This is a genomic window from Pseudomonas sp. A-RE-22 (assembly GCF_019956035.1).
GTDB classification, from domain to species: domain Bacteria; phylum Pseudomonadota; class Gammaproteobacteria; order Pseudomonadales; family Pseudomonadaceae; genus Aquipseudomonas; species Aquipseudomonas brassicacearum.
Genome location: NZ_JAHBCZ010000044.1, coordinates 103565 through 121924 on the forward strand (window position 1 = coordinate 103565; position 18360 = coordinate 121924).

Genomic DNA, 18360 nt, shown 5'->3' on the forward strand with positions numbered 1-18360 from the left:
GCGATGATCCGGTGCGCGCGGCGATATTAAACAAATTGGAACAATTAGCCCTTAGCCCAATTCCACATGGTTGCGCCCGGAATTTTTTGCCCGATAAAGCGCCTGATCGGCTCTTTTAAGCACCAAATCGCTATGTTCGCCAGGTTTGAAGGCGGTCAGGCCAATGGATACCGTCACCGTCACCGGCTCGCCCTTGAAATGAAACGGACAGGCTTCGATGGCCAGGCGCAGCGCCTCGGCCAGCTTGGCGCCGGCCACCAGGGGAGTGTTGGGCACCAGCAGAACAAACTCCTCGCCACCAAAACGCGCAATGAAATCGCCGCCACGCAGGCGTTTACGCAGGACCGAGGCGATGAGTTTCAACACCCGGTCACCGGCCAGATGGCCATAGTTGTCATTGATGCGCTTGAAATGATCGAGATCGAGCATGGCCAGCAGCAAGCTGTTGCCGTGTTGCTGCCACTGGGCGACTTCATGCTCCAGGCGCTCGGACCAGGCGGCGCGGTTGGGCAGCCCGGTGAGCGGGTCGATCAGGGCTTTTTGCCGCTGCTCCTCGAGATTCTCCCGCACGACCTGGGCATCCTGCTCCATCAGCGCAACGCGATCGGCCAGGCTTTTCAGGCGAGTCGAAACCTCCTGCTCGCGTTGATCACGTTGCTGGCGGTGGTGGTCCATCGTACCGAGCAAGCCTTCAAGGTGATTCTCGAGCACCTGCTTGAGGCTTTCCAGGTCATCGGCTTCCTTCACGCTGCTTTGCAGGCCGTCCACCTGTTCACGAATCTGGGTGTCCATTTCCCTGGAGGCCGACAGGTTTTCGGCGTGGTCTTCACTGGCGGCCTGCAGGCTGCTCTGGAATGACTCGAGCCGATCGTTGAGGCGCTGCAGGTACGCTTCGAATTCATGCTGGCCGGTGTCCGTGATGGCCAGCATCAGCACGGCCAGATCATCGAGGATCGGCAGCAATTCGTACCAGTTCAAGCCATTGCGCAGACGCTCACACATGGCTTCGGCTTGTGGTCGATGACGCTCGGGCAAGGTCAGGTCGCCCAAGAGGCCCAACAGCGTGTCTTCGATATGCTTGGCGACCGAGCTGTAGGACGGCTCCGGCGAGTCGGGCAGGGCGTATTGGGCGTCAGCCACATCGACGCCTTCCAGGGGCTCGTCGAGCTCCGCAGGCGGCAACGAGGGGGCGGGCAGGGCCTGGGTAGGCTCCTCGGGCATCAGCTCGTCGGGATTCTCGAGTGCGGGCGCCACAACCGGGCGTTCTTCGGCGACCGGCGTCGACAGCGGCGCGGGCTCGGTCGCCTGGTCGTCCGGTTCAGTGGCCGGCTGAACCACTTCGTCTGCAGGTGTTGGAGCGGGTGTTGGAGCGATCTCGAGCTGCGGCGCAGTCAGGGCAACCGGTTCAGGCGTCGTCTCCAACGCTGGCGCTTGCTCTGCCACCGATGGCTGCGGTGCTGGTGCTGGTGCTGGTGCTGGTGCTGGTGCTGGTGCGACGGATTCTGCGGCCATGGCCGGCGCCACGGCTACGGGCAGGGCAGTTTCCGACGCAGGTGCCACGCTGGCCTGGGCAGGCTCGTGGGGCCGGGGCGTCGCGTCCTCATGGCCTTGGCCACCAAACAGCCGTTGCAGCAGGCCGGGGCGACTCGGTTCGACAGGGGCATCCAGGGCACTGAGTGCCTTGCCTTGCAAACCGCTCAATTCGCTGAGCAGCAGCGGTATCTCCCGGACCTGGCCGGCCCGATCCTCCAGTTGCTTGGCAAACTTCTTCAGCGACCGGCTGACTTCTTTGGGCAGCGGCAGGCTCTGCAACTGGGCAACCAGGGCGATCAACGCGGTGCTCGTCTGTTCGACCCGGGTTTCGCGGCGCTGCTCGGAATCGAGTACGGCTTTCTCCAGGCGCGGCAGCAGGGCAGCGAGGCCGGCATCCATGTCATCGGTGCGCACCACCTCGCGCATCTCTTTCATGCATTGATCGACAGCCCGGTCAGTGCCCTCGGCGGCCAGGGTGCTGCGCACCAGGCCACGACGCAGCAAGTCGAGCCGAGCCTCCCAACGGCGCTCAAGCTTTTCCTGCTGTTCGATACTCTTGAGGTACTTCTCTCTCCAGCGTTCAGCGTCGTCGCTCATTCATCGGATCCGCGAGGGGCAGGACTCAGCGCGGGGAATGCATCGGCCGTGAGCGAACCTGGCAAACGAATTTCTACCGCGACCGGCAGGTGATCGGAAATGGGTTGGGCCAGCACCTCGACGCGTTCGAGGGTCAGGGTCGGGCTCAACAGGATATGGTCCAGGCAGCGCTGGGGGCGCCAGCTGGGGAATGTCGCTTCCAGTTGTGGGGCGAGCAGGCCGAGATCGCGCAGGGGCGAAGTCTGCAGCAAATCGGTGGCATGGGTGTTCATGTCGCCCATCAGCACCTGGTGCTTGTAGCCACCGATCAACTCGCGAATGTACGCCAGTTGCATCGTCCGGGTACGCGCCCCGAGCGCCAGGTGCATCATGACCACGACCAGCGCCTCGGGACCTTCGCCGAAACGCGCGAGGATCGCCCCACGCCCCTTGGGTCCCGGCAGCGGATGGTCTTCGATCGCCCACGGGCGCAAGCGACTCAACACACCATTGCTGTGTTGGCCGAGACGTCCGAGGTTGCGATTGAGTTGCTGGTACCAGTAGGGAAAGGCGCCCAGTTGGGCCAGGTGTTCCACCTGGTTGACGTAGCCTGAGCGCAAGCTTCCGCCGTCGGCCTCTTGCAGGGCCACCAGGTCGAAGTCCTTGAGCAGGTCGCCGATTTTCTGCAGGTTACCGGCACGCCCGGTGTGCGGCAGCAAATGTTGCCAGCCGCGAGTCAGGTAATGCCGGTAGCGCTCGGTGCTGATACCTACCTGGATATTGAAGCTGAGCAGCCGCAAGCGGCTGTCGCCAGGCAAGCCCGTGGACATGACATGATGCTCGTTGACCCGCGGCTCATGCAGGCCAACGATGCGTTCGGTGCTCCAGCGGGCCATGGGCGTGGGCCGCGCTTAGTTGGCAGCAGCCTTGGTGGCCGCTCGCTCTTTGGCGATCAGCTGGTCGGCCAGCTGCAGCGCTTCATTTGCGCCACCGGCGGAGCCGATGTCAAAGCGGTATTTGCCGTTGACGATCATGGTCGGTACGCCAGTGATTTCGTATTTCTTCGCCAGTTCCTTGGCCTTGTTGATCTGGCCCTTGATGGCGAAGGAGTCGAAGGTCGCCAGGAACTTGTCCTTGTCGACACCCTGGGTGGCGAGGAAATCCGCCATCTCTTCTTTCTTGACCAGCTTCTTGCCTTCTTTCTGGATCGCGTTGAATACCGCCGCGTGAACCTTGTGCTCGACGCCCATGGATTCGAGGGTCAGGAACATCTGGCCGTGGGCGTCCCATGGGCCGCCGAACATGGCAGGAATGCGTACGAAGTTAACGTCTGACGGCAGCTTCTCGACCCATGGGTTGATGACCGGCTCGAAAGCGTAGCAATGCGGGCAGCCGTACCAGAACAGCTCCACGACTTCGATCTTGCCAGGTGCCGCCACCGGAACGGGGTTGGTCAATTCGACATAGGGTGCGGCGGGCTTTTCAGCGGCTTGGGCAGTTACGCCGAACAGGCTGGCGGCGACGAGCGCGGCGCTGATGATCAGATTACGCATGCTTTACTCCTGGACAATGAGGGGGCCTCGCAGGACCTGTTTCTAAGACAGACCGTGGCGGGTTCAAGTTCTCTAGTGTAACGGCAGCGGCCACAAAAAAGGGCGGCCAAAGCCACCCTTTTGATGCTCGCATCGACAGATTAATCGAGCGTTAACGTTGCAAGGGATGTACGCCCCTCGCAACGCCAGCCAAAGGCCTCAGTGCAGGCCCTGGATGTAGCTGGATACCGCGGCGATATCTTCGTCGCTCAGCTTTTTCGCAATGCTCTGCATCGGCTTGGTATCGCCGTCGTTGGTCCGGCCACCGTCTTCTTTGCGGAAGTCGGTCAGCTGCTTGCCTACGTACTGGGCATGCTGGCCGCCCAAGTGCGGGAAGCCGGCTGCAGCGTTGCCTTTGCCGTCAGGCGAGTGGCAGCCGGTGCAGGCTGGAAGCCCTTTGTCCAGGTTGCCACCGCGAAAGAGCGCTTCACCACGGGCCACGAGCTTGGGATCGGCGGCGCCAACGCTGCCTTTCTGGCTGGCGAAGTAGGCGGAGATATCAGCCAGGTCCTCATCGCTCAGGTTGGTCAGCAGGCCGGTCATTTCCAGCACCGTGCGCTTGCCGGACTTGATGTCGTGCAGTTGCTTGTTCAGGTAACGTTCGCCCTGGCCCGCCAGTTTCGGAAAGTTGGGCGCCATGCTATTGCCATCCGGGCCGTGGCAGGCTCCGCATACGGCCGCCTTCGCCTGACCGGCAGCGGCATCGCCAGCGGCGTGGGCTACGCCGGATATCCCCAAGGTCAACAGCAGACTCACGATCAGTTTGTTCATCAGCTAATCCAACTACGGCTAAGGGTTAAAGAGTTATGGACCGGGTTCACTCGCTCATCCACTGGATGATGGCTCGGTAATCCTCGGCACTGCAGTCCATGCACAAACCACGCGGCGGCATCGCCTTGAAACCCTGGGTCACGTGTTGCACCAGCGTCTCCATACCTTTCGCCAACCTCGGCGTCCAAGCTTCCTGATCGCCCTTGCGGGGCGCCATGGGGAGTTGGCCGGAATGACAGGCACCACAAACACGGTTGTACACAGCTTCCGGATCCTGTGTAGCCTGAGCGCTGTAAAGCGGCATCAAGACACCGGCAGCTAGCAGCCATTTCGTCATAAAACGACCTTTTCAGGGTTGGGAACGAGCTGCGTTCTAACGCGCAATTTCGGTCGGTCGCTCCCGTGAACTTCATCCTACGCTGGGACAAAGCGCACACAAAATCTGCGGCATTATATACTGGCGTCACTGAAACGGAAACGACACAGCTTGCCGCGTCCATTCCCGACGCCGCCCACATCGGAAATCCCATGCAACTGAAGAACCCCATCCTCGGCCTGTGCCAACAGTCCACCTTCATGCTCAGCGCCGCCAAAGTCGATCAATGCCCAGACGACGAAGGCTTCGAAGTGGCTTTTGCCGGGCGTTCCAATGCCGGCAAATCCAGCGCGCTGAACACCTTGACCCACGCAAGCCTGGCACGCACCTCGAAAACCCCCGGTCGCACGCAGCTCTTGAACTTCTTCAAGCTAGACGATGAACGGCGTTTGGTCGACCTGCCCGGCTACGGCTACGCCAAAGTACCGATCCCGCTCAAGCAACACTGGCAGCGTCACCTGGAAGCCTACCTGGGCAGCCGCGAAAGTTTGAAAGGCCTGATCCTGATGATGGACATTCGCCATCCGATGACCGACTTCGACCTGTTGATGCTCGATTGGGCGGTCGCCAGCGGCATGCCGATGCACATCCTGTTGACCAAGGCCGACAAGCTCACCTACGGCGCGGCCAAAAATACCTTGCTCAAGGTGCAGTCGGAAATTCGCAAGGGCTGGGGCGACGCGATCACCATCCAGCTGTTCTCGGCGCCCAAGCGCATGGGCCTGGAAGAAGCCTACACGGTGCTGGCCGACTGGATGGAATTGGCGGACAAGGGCAGCGAAGAGGCCGAATAAGCCAAATCGCAGGCAAAAAAAACCCCGGACTTCTTATGGGGAGGGGGAAGTTCGGGGTCCAAGTTCCGGACCGCTAGGGCGGGGTCCAGATATCTGCCAACACTTAACACAACATAGGAGCATTGAAGGGCTTCACCAGCCTTTCAAAATCTCTGAGTGGCAATTCACGGGTTTAGTTCAGATTATTTTTGGAAATAACTGTAGGAATCTTCAGAGCTAATGAAGCCGTGCCTGGATTTTCGGTGACTCGGTGTGGCATGGGTTGGCTGGGCTGACGCCATCGCGAGCAAGCTCGCCCCCACAGGGTGTTGAGCTCGATATCCGGCTCGACACAAAACCCGCGTGGGAGCGAGCTCGCTCGCGATGACAATCGTCCATTCCCCGCAGCCCTATCAGCCGACACCAATTCCCTGTGCTAGGGAATCAGTGCGCCTCGTCCCAGTTATTGCCCACGCCCACTTCCACCAGCAGCGGCACGTCCAGCGTGGCGGCGGCGCTCATGTGCTGGCGGATTTCGTCGCGTACCTGGTCGACCAGGTCTTCACGCACTTCCAGCACCAGTTCGTCGTGTACCTGCAGGATGACCTTCGCATCCAGCCCGGACGTTGTCAGCCAGCGGTCCACAGCCACCATGGCTTTCTTGATGATGTCAGCCGCCGTGCCCTGCATCGGCGCATTGATGGCCGTGCGCTCGGCGCCTTTGCGCAGGGCCGGATTTTTCGCGTTGATGTCCGGCAGGTACAACCGGCGACCGAAAATGGTTTCGACAAAACCTTGCTCGGCCGCCTGGGCGCGGGTGCGTTCCATGTACGCCAGCACACCCGGGTAGCGGGCGAAGTAGCGGTCGATGTAAGCCTGGGACTGCTTGCGATCGACGCCGATCTGCTTGGCCAGGCCGAACGCGCTCATGCCGTAGATCAAGCCGAAGTTGATCGCCTTGGCGCTGCGGCGCTGGTCCAGGGTGACGGCTTCCAGCTCAACGCCGAACACCTCGGCAGCGGTGGCCCGGTGCACATCCAGGTTATGGCGAAACGCATAAAGCAGGCCTTCGTCCTTGGCCAGGTGCGCCATGATCCGCAGTTCGATCTGCGAGTAGTCCGCCGCCAGCAGCTTGTAGCCTTTCGGCGCAACGAACGCCTGGCGGATACGTCGGCCTTCGGACGTGCGGATCGGAATGTTCTGCAGGTTCGGGTCGATGGACGACAGGCGCCCGGTCGCGGCGACGGCCTGTTGATAATTGGTATGGACGCGGCCCGTGCGGCTGTTGATCTGCTCCGGCAGGCGATCGGTGTAGGTGCTCTTGAGCTTGCTCAGCGAGCGGTACTGCATCAGCACCTTGGGCAGCGGGTAATCCTGCTCTGCCAGCTCGGCGAGCACCGCTTCGGCGGTGGACGCCTGGCCCTTGGCGGTTTTGCTGAGCACCGGCAAGCCGAGCTTTTCATACAGGATCACACCCAATTGCTTCGGCGAGCCCAGGTTGAATTCCTCGCCGGCGATGGCAAACGCCTCACGCTCCAGCGCCACCAGTTTCTCGCCCAACTCGACACTCTGCACACCCAGCAGGTTGGCATCGACCAAAGCCCCCTGGCGCTCGATGCGCGCCAGGACCGGCATCAGCGGCATTTCGATGTCGTTGAGCACCGTGCCCAGGCTTGGCGTGACGGCCAGCTTTTCCTGCAAAGCCTGATGCAGGCGGAAGGTCACGTCGGCGTCTTCGGCGGCGTAAGGGCCGGCCAGTTCCAGGGAGATCTGGTCGAAAGTCAGTTGCTTGACCCCTTTGCCCGCAATGTCCTGGAAATCGGTCTTGCTTTGGCCCAGGTACTTGAGCGCCAGGCTGTCCATGTCGTGGCGGGTCGCGGTGGAGTCCAGCACGTAGGATTCAAGCATCGTGTCGAAGGCGATGCCCTGGACCAGGATGCCGTTGTTCTGGTCGCCACCGATGGCGCAGTTGGCCAGGATGTTGGTTTCGAACTTGGCGTGCTGGCCGACCTTGAGCTTGTTCGGGTTTTCCAGCAGCGGCTTGAGCGCCTTGAGCACCGTGTCGCGGTCCAGTTGCTCCGGCACGCCCATGTAGGAGTGGGTCAGCGGGATGTAAGCCGCCTCGAAAGGGGCCACGGCGAACGACAAACCGACGAGTTGCGAATGCTGGGCATCGCCGCCGTTGGTTTCGGTGACGAAGGCAAACAGCGGCGCTTTGTCCAGTTTGGCCAGCCACGCGTCGAAGCGCGCCTGATCGAGGATGACCTCGTACTTGGCCTCGGCAGCGCCGGGCTGTTCTTCGGCAACTTCGACGATCTCCTGGCCGGCACGCTTGGCGTCCCGCTGGTTCTCTTCGAACCAGCTCTTGAATTCCAGCAGCGTGTACAGCTCGGCGAGTTTCTCGTGATCGGGCGTGCCCATTTGCAGGTCGTCGAGGCCGACATCCAGCGGTACGTCGGTCTTGATGGTCGCCAGCTCGTAGGAAAGCAACGCCATTTCCTTGTGCTCTTCGAGCTTGGCGGCCAGGGTCTTGGCGCCACGGATCGGCAAGGTGGCGACGATGTCCAGTTGCGCATACAGCTCGGTCAGGCCGCCATTGACGCCCACCAGCAGGCCGGAAGCGGTCTTCGGTCCGATACCCGGAACGCCCGGGATGTTGTCGGAAGAATCGCCCATCAACGCCAGGTAATCGATGATCTGCTCGGGAGCGACGCCAAACTTCTCCTTCACGCCAGCCACGTCCAGGGCGCTACCGGTCATGGTATTGACCAAGGTAATGTGCCCGTCGACCAACTGCGCCATGTCCTTGTCGCCAGTGGAGATCACCACCGGACGGTCGGCCGCCGCGCTGCTGCGGGCCAGGGTGCCGATCACGTCATCGGCTTCGACGTTGTCCACGCATAGCAGCGGGAAGCCCAGGGCCTTGACGCTGGCATGCAACGGCTCGATCTGCACGCGCATGTCGTCGGGCATGCTCGGGCGGTTGGCCTTGTATTCGGCGTACAGCGCATCGCGAAAAGTCCCACCCTTGGCGTCGAAGACCACGGCGAACGGACTGTCTGGATACTGCTTGCGCAGGCTCTTGAGCATGTTCAGTACGCCCTTGACCGCACCGGTCGGCAGGCCTTTGGACGTGGTCAGCGGTGGCAGCGCGTGAAAGGCGCGGTACAGATAAGAAGAACCGTCCACCAGGACGAGGGGGGCTTGGCTCATGAGCAGGATCAACCTTTTCGGCGGGTCCGGGGCTAGAATAGCGGGACCGTTGACGACAAAGGGACAAGGTTATCATGCGTACACTAAATCGCCTGTTACTGGCTGGCTTGTTTGCAATCACCCCGTTGGCCGTCATGGCGGCGGATGACGCCCCCTCGGCGGACCCGGACGTCACCATCCGGACCGAAGGAGATAAAACCATTCAGGAGTATCGGCAAAACGGATTTTTGTACGCGATCAAGGTCACGCCCAAGCACGGCAAGCCTTATTTCCTGGTACGCGCCGATGGCACTGATGCAAACTTCATCCGCTCGGACCAGCCGGATATGCTGATCCCTTCGTGGAAAATCTTTGAGTGGTAGTACCGCTCTGCACTTCAACCGGCGCCCGCTGAAGGGCGCCCGTACTGGCAGTTTTAACCATGTCTGTGTTCACGCCCCTGGCTCGGCCCGAGCTGGAAACCTTTCTCGCCCCTTATGGGCTTGGCCGCCTGCTTGATTTCCAGGGGATCGCCGCCGGCAGCGAAAACACCAATTTCTTTATCAGCCTGGAGCAGGGCGAATTCGTCCTGACCCTGGTCGAGCGCGGTCCGGTGCAGGAAATGCCGTTCTTCATCGAACTGCTGGACGTGTTGCATGACGCCGACCTGCCGGTGCCCTACGCCTTGCGCACCACCGACGGCGTCGCGCTGCGAGAACTGGCGGGCAAGCCGGCACTGCTGCAACCGCGCCTGGCCGGCAAGCACATCAAGCAGGCCAACGCCCAGCACTGCGCCCAGGTCGGCGAGTTGCTGGCGCATCTGCACCTGGCGACTCGCGACAACATGATCAAGCGCAAGACCGATCGCGGCCTGGACTGGATGCAGGAGGAGGGCGCCAAGCTGCTCTCGCACCTCGACGCCGAGCCACGTCGGCTGCTCGAGGCGGCGCTGGATGAAATCGCCCTGCAGAAGGTCGGCATCCTGGCGCTGCCGCGCGCCAACATCCATGCCGATCTGTTCCGCGACAATGCGATGTTCGAAGGCACGCACCTGACCGGGCTGATCGACTTCTACAACGCCTGCTCCGGGCCGATGCTGTATGACGTGGCCATTGCCTTGAATGACTGGTGCTCGGACGACGACGGCATGCTCGATGGCCCCAGGGCGCGAGCGCTGCTGGGCGCCTATGCGGCGCTGCGACCGTTTACCGCCGCTGAGGCGCAACTGTGGCCGACCATGCTGCGCGTGGCGTGCGTGCGGTTCTGGCTGTCGCGGTTGATCGCCGCTGAATCCTTTGCCGGGCAGGATGTGTTGATTCACGATCCGATGGAGTTCCAGCAGCGCTTGGCGCAGCGGCAGACGGTTCACACGGTGTTGCCTTTCGCCCTTTAAACAGCATCGCGAACAAGTCTTGCTCCCACAGCAGTAAGCGACTGTTCCTGTGGGAGCAAGGCTTGCCCGCGATGAAGGCGATGAAATCTTTCAGAAATCGAGTCGCCTATGTCGCGAGCAAGCTTTGCTCCCACAGGGTTACAACGACTCCAGACACCCCGCCAGATCATTCCCCAATTTCTCCAACAACTGCTCATACCCCTGCGCCGTCGCCGGGGTATAGCCGCCCAGTGCATCGAGCTCCGCCAGCTTCACCGGCAACCCGGCCACCAGGGTTTCGGCCAGGCGCGGGCGCAGGGGCGGTTCGCTGAAGACGCAGGTCTTGCCCACGGCCTGCAAGCGCGTGCGCATTGCCGCCACATGCTGGGCACCGGGCTGGACTTCGGCGGCCACGGCGAACACCCCGGCGTGCTTGAGGCCGTAGTTGTCTTCGAAATAGTCGAACGCCTCGTGGAAGACGAAATACGGCTTGCCCGCGACCCCGGCCAGACGCGCCTTGAGGCGTGTGTCCAAGGCATCGAGGCGCTGGTTGAAGCCCTTGAGGTTGCTCTGATAGCGGGCCGCGTTGGCCGGATCCGCCGCGCTCAGGTCAGCCGCCATCTTGGCAGCAATCACCCGCGCATTGAACGGCGAGAGCCACAGGTGGGCATCCACCGTGCCGGGGCGATGGTCGTGATCGTGTTCATCGGCGTCATGGTCATCATCTTCGTGGGACGCGCTGTCCTGGGCGAAATGACGCAACTTGAGCCCCGGTAAATCCTGGATGGCGACGGAGGGCTGCGTGCGACCGTTCAACACGCGCGGCAGAAAGCCCTCCATATCGGGGCCGATCCAATACAGCAGGTCCACCGACTGCACCTTGCGAACATCCGATGGCCGCAACGCATAGTGATGCGGCGAAGCCCCTGGCGGCAGCAACACCTCTGGAACGGCCACGCCGTCCTGCACGGCGGCGGCAATCAGTTGCAGCGGCTTGATGCTGGTGAGCACCTTGACGTCGGCCTGGGCCGGGCCAATCAGTAGAAAACTTGCGACAAAAGCGACAAAGAGCGAAAAAAATCGGGACACGATGACCACTCGTAGAGGCGAGAACGGGTAACATAATAACGTCTCTCACTAAACTCGTCGCTGCCCATGCCTATTACACCCCTTGCCAGTCGCCCTCACGATCACTCCCACTGCGTGCACAGCGCGCTGTCCGAGGCCGACGCCATCTGCGCGCGCCAAGGGGTGCGCCTGACCGCCCTGCGTCGGCGTGTGCTGGAATTGGTCTGGCAAAGCCACAAACCACTGGGTGCCTACGACATCCTCGCGGTGCTCAGCGAGCAGGACGGCCGCCGCGCCGCGCCGCCAACGGTCTACCGGGCACTGGATTTCCTCTTGGAAAACGGCCTGGTGCATCGCATTTCGTCACTGAACGCCTTCGTCGGTTGCAACCATCCGGAGCACGCCCACCAAGGCCAGTTCCTGATCTGCCGCGAATGCCACGCCGCCATCGAGCTGGAACAGAAGTCCATCAGCGATGCCATCATCGCCAGCGCCAAAGAGGTCGGTTTCGTGGTCGACACCCAGACCGTCGAAGTGGTCGGTCTCTGCTCCGGCTGCCAGGGGGCCTGATGAGCAATGCGTTGATCCGCCTCGAACAGGTGGCCGTGACGTTCGCCGGGCAGAGCGTGCTGGACAACATCCAGCTGAGCGTCGAGCCGGGGCAGATCGTGACCTTGATCGGACCCAACGGCGCCGGCAAGACCACCCTGGTGCGCGCCGTGCTGGGTTTGCTCAAGCCCGACAGCGGCAGCGTCTGGCGCAAGCCGAAGCTGCGGGTCGGCTACATGCCGCAAAAACTCCACGTAGACCCGACGCTGCCACTGTCGGTGCTGCGCTTCCTGCGCCTGGTGCCTGGCGTGGACCGCACCCGCGCCTTGGCCGCGCTCAAAGAAGTCGGCGCCGAACAGGTGATCGACAGCCCGGTGCAAAGTGTCTCCGGTGGCGAGATGCAGCGCGTATTGCTGGCTCGCGCCCTGCTGCGCGAGCCTGAGCTGCTGGTGCTCGACGAGCCGGTGCAAGGGGTCGATGTGGCGGGGCAGGCCGAGCTGTACAGCCTGATCACGCGCCTGCGCGACCGCCACGGTTGCGGCGTGCTGATGGTCTCCCACGATTTGCACCTGGTGATGAGCACCACCGATCAGGTGGTCTGCCTCAATCGCCATGTCTGCTGTTCCGGGCATCCCGAGCAGGTCAGTGGCGATCCGGCCTTCGTCGAATTGTTCGGAAAAAACGCACAAAGCCTGGCGATTTATCACCATCACCATGACCACGCCCATGACCTGCATGGTTCGGTGGTCAGCGCCCCTTCTGCTTCCAATCATGTTCATGGAGATGGCTGCAAGCATGGCTGATTTTCTGTTGTACGCCCTGCTCGCAGGCTTGGCACTCGCCCTGGTAGCCGGCCCCCTGGGTTCGTTCGTGGTCTGGCGGCGCATGGCCTATTTCGGCGACACCTTGTCCCACGCAGCGTTGCTCGGCGTGGCCTTGGGATTTCTGCTGGACGTCAGCCCGGCGGTGGCGGTGACCGTTGGCTGCCTGTTGCTGGCAGTGGTGCTGGTGACCTTGCAACACCGCCAGCCGCTGGCGTCCGACACACTGCTGGGTATTTTGGCGCCGAGCACCCTATCCCTCGGGCTGGTGGTACTAAGCTTCATGCATGACGTGCGGATTGACCTGATGGCCTATCTGTTCGGCGACCTGTTGGCGATCAGTCCGACGGACCTGTCGTGGATCCTCGGCGGTAGCGCGGCGGTGCTGCTGTTGCTGGTGGCGCTCTGGCGGCCCTTGCTGGCCGTCACCGTGCACGAGGAACTGGCCCGGGTCGAAGGCCTGCCCGTGCTGGGCTTGCGCCTGGCGCTGATGCTGCTGATTGCAGTGGTCATCGCGGTGGCGATGAAAATCGTCGGGGTGTTGCTGATCACTTCATTGCTGATCATTCCGGCGGCTGCGGCACAGCGTCACGCTCGCTCACCCGAGCAGATGGCCCTGGGCGCGAGCCTGCTGGGCATGCTCGCGGTGTGTGGCGGCCTGGCACTTTCCTGGTTCAAGGACACCCCGGCCGGCCCATCGATCGTGGTCAGCGCCGCCGCGCTGTTTCTGCTGAGTTTTGTCCTGCCTCGTCGAGGGGTGTAGACTTGCTCGCTTTTTGCGCAAATAGAGAGTCGCAGGAATGAAGCCGTTCGCCTCCCGTTATCTGCTCCTTGTCGCATTTTCCCTGCTGCTGGGCGCCTGCCAGAGTACACCGCCGGTCACCCAGGCCCCCGATACGCGGGGCCCGGCCATCGCGCAGCTCGAGCAAAGCCTTGCCAGCAATGAGCTGGCCACCGCCGAAGACCAGTTGGCCGCCTTGCAAGCCCAATCGCCCGAAGACCGCTCGCTGGAACCCTACCAGCGGCAACTGGCCGAGGCGTATTTGCGCCGCAGCCAGATCGATCTGCAAAAAGGCGACGTCAACGCCGCTGCCACCGCCCTGAGCCGTGCCCGAGCCTTGATGCCCAAGGCCCCAGCGCTCACCGGCGAGGTCAACAGCGCCATTGCCGAAGCCCGCAAGGCCGACCTGGATAAAGCCGAGGCCGACCTCAAGGCCGCCGAAGCCAAACCGGTCGCCAAAGTGATCGACCCGAGCGCACCCAGCACCACGGTTGCGCTCAACCTCGCCGATATCCAGCAAATGCGTCGACAACTGGACGCCATCGCCGCCGACGTGGTGAATTATCAGTGTGACGTCAGCATCCAGGCGCCGCGCACCGATGATTATCCGTGGCTGGCGACGTTGCTGACCAAACGGGTCAAGAAACTGGACCCGGGGTTTGATTTGAAGCTGCAGAAGCAGATTTTGCGCAGTGTGCCGGCGCAGATGGTGCTGACACCGCGTAAGCCCTAAAAGCATCGCGAGCAAGCTCGCTCCCACAGGGGTTTTGTGTCGATTACAACACCCCATGTGGGAGCGAGCTTGCTCGCGATAGCGCCCTACCAGACAACAAATCTCTTTAGGCTGGAACCGCCTTGGCCTTCGGCTCCCGCGCCCAAACCCGATGCTGAGCAATCGCCGCGAAAAACCGCGAAAAACCGTTCGCATCCGCATCTTCGATCAACCCCGCATCCACCTCCAGCTTCAACTCCACCAACAACTGCCGGGCCTCACTATGAAGCCCAATGGCCTTCAGATGCTTGTAGGCCTCCAGCACGTAATGCAAAGCCACGCCGTCGCGACTCAAGGCCTTGATCGACTCCGCGCCACCGGGCACGAACACCGCGTCAAAGGCAATCGACGGCAAGCCTTCCATGGACGCATCCACCGCCAGCGTTTTCCCATCGGCCGTGGTTACCGGCGCGGAGGTCGGCCCCAACACTTTGGCGTGGGCGCCCTCGGCCTTCAGGGCCTTCTTGAGCGCATCGATGATCGCCCCGTCGACACCGTTAGCCACCAACACCGCCACTTTTCGCGTCTTGATGTCGCCGGACAGCAGGTTCGCCTGGCTCAAGGCCGGAGACTGCTCCAGCGATGGCGTTGGTACATCGACGGTGCCAGCGGTGGGCGCCGGCAACCCGAGGTTTTTCGCCACTCGCCCGGCCAGTTCCAGGTCGATATTGGCGAGGATCTCATTGACCTGCCGCGCCCGGATGAACTCACGCTCCACCTTGCCCAGCTCGAAGCTGTAGGCAGCGATGATGTGCTCCTGCTCATGAGGGCTCATGCTCTTGTAGAACAACCGAGCCTGGGAGAAATGATCACCGAACGAATCGCTGCGTTGGCGGATCTTGTAGGCGTCGATGCGCTCTGGATAACTTTCGAAGCCGCCGTCTTCCGGTCCAGGCGGGGTTTCCTTCGGCCAGCCGCCGTCGATGGAGTTCGGCTCGTAGGACGCACGGCCCTTGTCGATGGTGGTGCGGTGCATCGCATCACGCTGACCGTTGTGTACCGGGGTGATCGCCCGGTTGATCGGCAGCTCATGAAAATTCGGCCCACCGAGTCGGCTGATCTGCGTATCGGTGTAGGAAAACAGCCGCCCTTGCAGCAACGGGTCATTGGAAAAGTCGATGCCCGGCACGATGTGCCCTGGGCAGAACGCAACTTGCTCGACTTCGGCGAAGAAATTGTCCGGGTTGCGGTTCAGCACCATCTTGCCCAGGGGGGTGATGGGCACGAGTTCTTCAGGGATGATCTTGGTCGGGTCGAGCAGGTCGAAGTCAAACTTGTGCTCGTCTTCCTCGGCGACAATCTGCACGCCGAACTCCCATTCCGGGTAGTCGCCCATCTCGATCGACTCCCAGAGATCGCGACGGTGGTAGTCCGTATCTTTACCCGCCAGCTTCTGGGCTTCGTCCCATACCAACGAGCAGGTGCCGACGGTAGGGCGCCAGTGGAATTTGACGAAGCTGCTTTTGCCTTCAGCGTTGATCATGCGGAAGGTGTGCACACCAAAACCCTGCATTGCACGTAGGCTTTTTGGAATGGCCCGGTCAGACATCGCCCAGATCACCATGTGAGCCGATTCCGGCACCAGCGAGACAAAATCCCAGAACGTGTCGTGGGCCGAGCCGCCTGTAGGAATTTCGTTATGGGGCTCGGGTTTTACCGCGTGGACAAAGTCCGGAAATTTCACCGCGTCCTGAATGAAAAACACCGGCATGTTGTTGCCCACCAGATCGAAGTTGCCTTCGTCGGTGAAGAACTTCACCGCAAAACCACGCACGTCCCGCACGGTGTCGCCGGAGCCGCGTGGGCCTTGCACAGTGGAAAAACGCACGAACACCGGGGTTTTCTTGCTCGGATCTTGTAGGAAACCGGCCTTGGTCAATGCCGAATGCGCATCGTAGCTCTGAAAATAACCATGGGCGCCGGTCCCACGGGCGTGGACGATGCGCTCCGGGATACGCTCATGGTCAAAGTGCGTGATTTTTTCACGCATGATGAAGTCTTCCAGCAACGAAGGGCCGCGGGGGCCGGCGCGCAGGGTGTTCTGGTTATCGGCGATCTTCACGCCCTGGTTGGTGCGCAACGCCTGTTCGGTGGCGTCGGAGCGAAACTGTTCCAGGCTCTCGAGCTTGGCGTTGGTGTTGCCGCGATCCAGCGTGTCGGTCCCGGCCAGTTGGCTCTTGTTGACCGTGGGCTTCTTGGTACTCATCAGGCATGACTCCTCTTTGCGTTCCTCGCCGTGGCCAGGAATCTGAGTTCGATACCGCAGGTGCATGACCCCGGCATTTCGAGTGGCTTAATGAGTGACCGACGCCGTTTGGCCGTGTTCCTTTTTTATGGCCTTTGATCGCGTTATTGCCAAATGACAGGTCTGATCGCAAATAAATGCTAAGAACCTCTATACGGACAGGCTAAAATGCGCGCCCGGCTAACCGCTGACCCTTTTCCAACGCGCCCCACAAGGTTCGCTACGTGATCGAGTTTCAAGACGTCCATAAAACCTACCGAGTCGCCGGTAGGGATATCCCCGCCCTGCATCCGACCAGTCTGACGATTGAGAACGGTCAGGTCTTCGGCCTGATTGGCCATTCCGGTGCGGGAAAAAGTACCTTGCTGCGCCTGATCAATCGCCTGGAAGATTCCACGGGCGGCAAGATCATCGTCGACGGCGAAGAAGTCACCGCCCTGGACGCCAGCGGCCTGCGCCGCTTCCGCCAGCAAGTCGGGATGATCTTCCAGCACTTCAACCTGCTGGCGTCCAAGACCGTGGCCGACAACGTGGCGCTGCCACTGACGCTGGCGGGCGAATTGTCCCGCGGCGCAATCGACCAGCGCGTTGCCGAGTTGCTGGCGCGGGTGGGCCTGTCCGACCACGCTCGCAAATACCCGGCGCAACTGTCCGGCGGCCAGAAGCAGCGCGTTGGCATCGCCCGCGCCTTGGCGACCAAACCCAAGATCCTGCTGTGCGACGAGGCCACCAGCGCCCTCGACCCACAGACCACTGCCTCGGTGCTGCAACTGCTGGCGGAAATCAACCGCGAGCTGAAGCTGACCATCGTGCTGATCACCCATGAAATGGACGTGATCCGCCGCGTTTGCGATCAAGTGGCCGTGATGGACGCCGGCGTGATCGTCGAGCAAGGCCCGGTGGCCCAGGTGTTCCTGCACCCCAAGCACCCGACAACCAAGCGTTTCGTCCAGGAAGACGAGCAGATCGACGAAAGCGAACAGCGCGACGATTTCGCTCACGTCCCAGGGCGCATCGTGCGTCTGACGTTCCAGGGCGAAGCGACCTACGCGCCATTGCTCGGCACCATTGCCCGGGAAACCGGCGTGGACTACAGCATCCTGGCCGGTCGTATCGACCGCATCAAAGACACCCCCTACGGGCAACTGACCCTCGCCATCACCGGCGGTGACATGGAGGCGGCGTTTGCCCGCTTCACCGCGGCCGATGTCCACATGGAGGTGCTGCGCTAATGGAACTGTTGAGTTCGTTCTTCTCCAACATCGACTGGCTGGAAATCTGGCTGGCGACGGGCGACACCTTCCTGATGCTGTTCGGTTCGCTGCTGTTCACCGTACTGCTCGGCCTGCCGCTGGGGGTGCTGTTGTTCCTGTGCAGCCCGCGCCAGTTGCTCGAAGCCCGTGGCGTGTATGCGCTGCTGTCGCTGATCGTCAACATTCTGCGTTCGCTGCCGTTCATCATCCTGTTGATCGTGATGATCCCGTTCACGGTATTGATCACCGGCACCTCCCTGGGCGTGGCCGGCGCGATCCCACCACTGGTAGTCGGCGCCACACCGTTCTTCGCCCGCCTGGTGGAAACCGCCCTGCGCGAAGTCGACCGCGGCATCATCGAAGCGACCCAGGCCATGGGCGCAACGACGCGACAAATCATCGTCAACGCCTTGCTGCCGGAGGCCCGCCCAGGCATTTTTGCAGCGATTACGGTGACAGCGATTACGCTGGTGTCCTACACGGCCATGGCCGGTGTGGTCGGCGCCGGTGGTTTGGGCGACCTGGCAATCCGGTTCGGTTACCAGCGTTTCCAGACCGATGTGATGGTAGTCACGGTGGTATTGCTGCTGGTGCTGGTGCAGGTCCTGCAGACCGTGGGCGACAAACTGGTTGTGCATTTCTCTAGAAAATAAGGCCTCGCGGCCAATAAACCATGAGCCGGCCAT

17 protein-coding genes are annotated in these 18360 nt (G+C 61.8%); 9 read left to right on the top strand and 8 right to left on the bottom strand.

Annotated elements, in window-relative coordinates:
• Window positions 1-51: 51 nt before the first annotated feature.
• The 5 genes from KGA89_RS20990 to KGA89_RS21010 form a co-directional block, all read right to left on the bottom strand.
• Window positions 52-2130 carry a GGDEF domain-containing protein gene (locus tag KGA89_RS20990; RefSeq protein ID WP_223472443.1) on the bottom strand — a complete coding sequence of 693 codons (2079 nt, stop codon included), beginning with the start codon at window positions 2128-2130 and terminating at the stop codon, window positions 52-54.
• Window positions 2127-3005, bottom strand: coding sequence for an endonuclease/exonuclease/phosphatase family protein (locus tag KGA89_RS20995; RefSeq protein WP_003196237.1), 879 nt, complete (start codon window positions 3003-3005; stop codon window positions 2127-2129). Before KGA89_RS20995 ends, KGA89_RS20990 begins: the two co-directional genes overlap by 4 nt.
• Window positions 3006-3020: 15 nt before the next feature.
• Window positions 3021-3662 carry a thiol:disulfide interchange protein DsbA/DsbL gene (locus KGA89_RS21000; protein WP_003196235.1) on the bottom strand — a complete coding sequence of 214 codons (642 nt, stop codon included), beginning with the start codon at window positions 3660-3662 and terminating at the stop codon, window positions 3021-3023.
• A gap of 198 nt (window positions 3663-3860) precedes the next feature.
• Complete coding sequence (locus tag KGA89_RS21005) at window positions 3861-4472, bottom strand: c-type cytochrome (RefSeq protein ID WP_003196233.1); 612 nt, start codon at window positions 4470-4472, stop codon at window positions 3861-3863.
• Between the two features lie 46 nt (window positions 4473-4518).
• Complete coding sequence (locus tag KGA89_RS21010) at window positions 4519-4809, bottom strand: c-type cytochrome (RefSeq protein ID WP_003196231.1); 291 nt, start codon at window positions 4807-4809, stop codon at window positions 4519-4521.
• 191 nt (window positions 4810-5000) lie between these two features.
• On the opposite strand from KGA89_RS21010, the gene yihA reads away from it, so the two are divergent.
• Window positions 5001-5642 (top strand): ribosome biogenesis GTP-binding protein YihA/YsxC, encoded by a 642-nt coding sequence (gene yihA, locus KGA89_RS21015; protein ID WP_003196227.1) that lies wholly within the window; start codon window positions 5001-5003, stop codon window positions 5640-5642.
• A 423-nt stretch (window positions 5643-6065) separates the two neighbouring features.
• Here the strand turns inward: yihA and polA are convergent, their stop codons facing one another.
• Window positions 6066-8834 (bottom strand): DNA polymerase I, encoded by a 2769-nt coding sequence (gene polA / locus KGA89_RS21020; RefSeq protein ID WP_003196225.1) that lies wholly within the window; start codon window positions 8832-8834, stop codon window positions 6066-6068.
• A gap of 74 nt (window positions 8835-8908) precedes the next feature.
• Between polA and KGA89_RS21025 the strand changes: the two genes are divergently transcribed.
• Together KGA89_RS21025 and KGA89_RS21030 are read left to right on the top strand one after the other, a co-directional pair.
• Window positions 8909-9196, top strand: a complete 288-nt coding sequence (locus KGA89_RS21025; protein WP_013691951.1) for a DUF2782 domain-containing protein — start codon at window positions 8909-8911, stop codon at window positions 9194-9196.
• 59 nt (window positions 9197-9255) lie between these two features.
• The gene (locus KGA89_RS21030; protein WP_003196221.1) at window positions 9256-10206 is read left to right on the top strand and encodes a homoserine kinase; all 951 of its coding nucleotides are present in this window, start codon (window positions 9256-9258) and stop codon (window positions 10204-10206) included.
• 138 nt (window positions 10207-10344) lie between these two features.
• On the opposite strand, the gene znuA is transcribed toward KGA89_RS21030, so the two are convergent.
• The gene (znuA, locus tag KGA89_RS21035; protein WP_041931094.1) at window positions 10345-11274 is read right to left on the bottom strand and encodes a zinc ABC transporter substrate-binding protein ZnuA; all 930 of its coding nucleotides are present in this window, start codon (window positions 11272-11274) and stop codon (window positions 10345-10347) included.
• Window positions 11275-11340: 66 nt separating this feature from the next.
• Between znuA and zur the strand changes: the two genes are divergently transcribed.
• Genes zur through KGA89_RS21055 form a run of 4 tightly spaced genes read left to right on the top strand, consistent with a single transcriptional unit; the run spans window position 11341 to window position 14137 of the window.
• Entirely contained in the window at window positions 11341-11823 is a 483-nt protein-coding gene (gene zur, locus KGA89_RS21040) for a zinc uptake transcriptional repressor Zur (protein WP_003196217.1), read from the top strand.
• The gene (znuC, locus tag KGA89_RS21045; protein WP_003196215.1) at window positions 11823-12605 is read left to right on the top strand and encodes a zinc ABC transporter ATP-binding protein ZnuC; all 783 of its coding nucleotides are present in this window, start codon (window positions 11823-11825) and stop codon (window positions 12603-12605) included. Before zur ends, znuC begins: the two co-directional genes overlap by 1 nt.
• Entirely contained in the window at window positions 12598-13386 is a 789-nt protein-coding gene (gene znuB, locus KGA89_RS21050; protein ID WP_003196213.1) for a zinc ABC transporter permease subunit ZnuB, read from the top strand. The genes znuC and znuB overlap by 8 nt, the downstream gene beginning before the upstream one ends.
• 37 nt (window positions 13387-13423) lie before the next feature.
• Entirely contained in the window at window positions 13424-14137 is a 714-nt protein-coding gene (locus KGA89_RS21055) for a PA5502 family lipoprotein (RefSeq protein WP_003196211.1), read from the top strand.
• A gap of 106 nt (window positions 14138-14243) precedes the next feature.
• On the opposite strand, the gene katE is transcribed toward KGA89_RS21055, so the two are convergent.
• Entirely contained in the window at window positions 14244-16448 is a 2205-nt protein-coding gene (katE, locus tag KGA89_RS21060) for a catalase HPII (RefSeq protein ID WP_223472444.1), read from the bottom strand.
• Between the two features lie 197 nt (window positions 16449-16645).
• Here katE and KGA89_RS21065 point away from each other — a divergent pair, with 197 nt between their 5' ends.
• Complete coding sequence (locus tag KGA89_RS21065) at window positions 16646-17653, top strand: methionine ABC transporter ATP-binding protein (RefSeq protein WP_013691947.1); 1008 nt, start codon at window positions 16646-16648, stop codon at window positions 17651-17653.
• On the top strand, window positions 17653-18327 hold the full coding sequence (locus KGA89_RS21070) for a methionine ABC transporter permease (RefSeq protein WP_003196204.1): 675 nt from the start codon (window positions 17653-17655) through the stop codon (window positions 18325-18327). The genes KGA89_RS21065 and KGA89_RS21070 overlap by 1 nt, the downstream gene beginning before the upstream one ends.
• Window positions 18328-18360 lie beyond the last annotated feature (33 nt).

What these genes read in the sequence shown, in the direction of transcription:
- KGA89_RS20990 (WP_223472443.1), bottom strand. Translation starts at nt 2,130, where the DNA reads ATGAGCGACGACGCTGAACGCTGGAGAGAGAAGTACCTCAAGAGTATC.
- KGA89_RS20995 (WP_003196237.1), bottom strand. Translation starts at nt 3,005, where the DNA reads ATGGCCCGCTGGAGCACCGAACGCATCGTTGGCCTGCATGAGCCGCGG.
- KGA89_RS21000 (WP_003196235.1), bottom strand. Translation starts at nt 3,662, where the DNA reads ATGCGTAATCTGATCATCAGCGCCGCGCTCGTCGCCGCCAGCCTGTTC.
- KGA89_RS21005 (WP_003196233.1), bottom strand. Translation starts at nt 4,472, where the DNA reads ATGAACAAACTGATCGTGAGTCTGCTGTTGACCTTGGGGATATCCGGC.
- KGA89_RS21010 (WP_003196231.1), bottom strand. Translation starts at nt 4,809, where the DNA reads ATGACGAAATGGCTGCTAGCTGCCGGTGTCTTGATGCCGCTTTACAGC.
- yihA (WP_003196227.1), top strand. Translation starts at nt 5,001, where the DNA reads ATGCAACTGAAGAACCCCATCCTCGGCCTGTGCCAACAGTCCACCTTC.
- polA (WP_003196225.1), bottom strand. Translation starts at nt 8,834, where the DNA reads ATGAGCCAAGCCCCCCTCGTCCTGGTGGACGGTTCTTCTTATCTGTAC.
- KGA89_RS21025 (WP_013691951.1), top strand. Translation starts at nt 8,909, where the DNA reads ATGCGTACACTAAATCGCCTGTTACTGGCTGGCTTGTTTGCAATCACC.
- KGA89_RS21030 (WP_003196221.1), top strand. Translation starts at nt 9,256, where the DNA reads ATGTCTGTGTTCACGCCCCTGGCTCGGCCCGAGCTGGAAACCTTTCTC.
- zur (WP_003196217.1), top strand. Translation starts at nt 11,341, where the DNA reads ATGCCTATTACACCCCTTGCCAGTCGCCCTCACGATCACTCCCACTGC.
- znuC (WP_003196215.1), top strand. Translation starts at nt 11,823, where the DNA reads ATGAGCAATGCGTTGATCCGCCTCGAACAGGTGGCCGTGACGTTCGCC.
- znuB (WP_003196213.1), top strand. Translation starts at nt 12,598, where the DNA reads ATGGCTGATTTTCTGTTGTACGCCCTGCTCGCAGGCTTGGCACTCGCC.
- KGA89_RS21055 (WP_003196211.1), top strand. Translation starts at nt 13,424, where the DNA reads ATGAAGCCGTTCGCCTCCCGTTATCTGCTCCTTGTCGCATTTTCCCTG.
- katE (WP_223472444.1), bottom strand. Translation starts at nt 16,448, where the DNA reads ATGCACCTGCGGTATCGAACTCAGATTCCTGGCCACGGCGAGGAACGC.
- KGA89_RS21070 (WP_003196204.1), top strand. Translation starts at nt 17,653, where the DNA reads ATGGAACTGTTGAGTTCGTTCTTCTCCAACATCGACTGGCTGGAAATC.